The 521-nt window shown below is 47.0% G+C and carries 1 pseudogene; it reads left to right on the top strand.

The window, feature by feature from the left end:
• Nucleotides 1-521 (top strand): annotated as a pseudogene (locus ACTHUR_RS18150) (hemolysin D); the annotation flags it as partial.

The following is a 521-nucleotide window of genomic DNA, read 5'->3' as shown; positions in this document are numbered from 1 at the left end:
ATTTAGGGACAAAAAGTTCAAGGGTGGGGCGTAAGCGCGGACGTAATTTGGCAGTTATCACACTGCTTTTTATTTTGATTGCAGTCGGTGTGGCTCTTGCGTATTTCTTATTTTGGCAATACGAGGAAGAGACTGAAGATGCTTATGTTGCGGGCCATCTGGTGCAAATTACCCCTCAAGTCACCGGTACGGTAAGAAAGGTGATGTATGACGATACTGATGTGGTCAAAAAAGGGGATGTCTTAGTTGCGTTAGATGACAGCGATTTTCAGCTGGCTTACGAGCGTGCTCAAAATGAATTGATTCAGGCAATTCGTCAGAATAAACAACAAACTGCGGTTAACTCGAAAGCAAAAGCGCAAGTTCTGTTGCGAAAAGCCGAATTGGCAAAGGCTCAGGCAGATTTGCGTCGACGTGAAGCTTTATCGGGAACAGACGCGATTTCAGGTGAGGAGTTGAGTCATGCCCGCGCTGCTGTGGTTCAAGCTCAAGCGGCTTTGAAGGCAGTGGAAGCGGAAGAG

The organism is Neisseria sp. P0021.S007, from assembly GCF_051956855.1.
Note: the sequence above shows the minus strand (reverse complement) of the source record. Positions and strands in the feature narration are given on the sequence as shown.